This window comes from Streptomyces sp. NRRL WC-3618, from assembly GCF_001280005.1.
GTDB lineage: Bacteria > Actinomycetota > Actinomycetes > Streptomycetales > Streptomycetaceae > Streptomyces.
This window is the reverse complement of record NZ_LGDW01000262.1, coordinates 1-838: the sequence shown is the minus strand read 5'-3', so window position 1 is coordinate 838 and position 838 is coordinate 1. Positions and strand designations below refer to the sequence as shown.

Below are 838 nucleotides of genomic sequence, written 5' to 3'. Positions count from 1 at the left end.
GGCCAGGGGGGCCGGTGGTCGGGGGACCGGCCCTGGGCACGGTCGTCTGCTGTCACGGATTCCCTCTCCGCGACGCCCGATGCCCAGCGTTTCCCGTAACAGGAGAACCCTGTTCACCAGTGTGGGCCTGGCCTCGGCCGTCGTCCTCGCCGTCGTGCTGGGCAGCGGGTTGTGGCCGAAGGACGGCAGTGGCGCCGGCCCCGCCGCCTCGTCCAGCGCGCCCGGTGGCCGTTCTGCGGTGCCCGGCGCATCGGCGGCCCCGCCCGCTAACTCGACCGCCGCCCAGCAGACCCGGGTACGCAATGTCGTCGCCGACCTGTGCCTCGACATCCGGGGCGGCAAGGCGACGGCCGGTGCCGCCACCAAGCTCGCGTCCTGCTCGGCCGCGTGGACCCAGCAGTGGTCGTTCGCCGACGACGGTCTGTTGCGCAGTGTCGCCAACCCGGAGCTGTGCCTGGACTCGCATGCCGACGCCGGTGTCGTCATCCTCGGCCGCTGTGCCGCCGCGTCCTCCGAACGGGGCGGCGATGTCCGCTACAACCTCACAGCGCGGGGCGAGTTGCTGCCCCGCTGGCAGAAGGGCCTGGCCGTCGCCCCCGCCTCCGCCGCCCCGGACACGGACGTGGTCGTCAAGGTCCGAGACGGCTCCGCGGAACAACTCTGGCTGACGGATTCGGTGACCGCGAGCCCCCGGTCCCTGTCGCTAGGGGGGCCACGGGGGAAGGCGGCGCAGGTCGACGCGGATCCGAGGTAGTAGCCGTCCGGCGAGGAAACGGCCCGTTCAGCCCGCACCGCTTCTGCAGCCCAGGTCGTGTTTCCCACCCGCCCACCCGTTTGC

General features: G+C 72.9%; 1 protein-coding gene. It reads left to right on the top strand.

All coding sequences use genetic code 11. The features are described 5' to 3' along the window. The first annotated feature begins 79 nt into the window (after positions 1–79). On the top strand, positions 80–754 hold the full coding sequence (locus ADL01_RS22250) for an RICIN domain-containing protein (protein ID WP_234354750.1): 675 nt from the start codon (positions 80–82) through the stop codon (positions 752–754). The last annotated feature ends 84 nt before the right edge of the window (positions 755–838 follow it).

Excerpts from the sequence above, each read along its gene's own strand:
- ADL01_RS22250 (WP_234354750.1), top strand. The coding sequence starts at position 80 with ATGCCCAGCGTTTCCCGTAACAGGAGAACCCTGTTCACCAGTGTGGGC.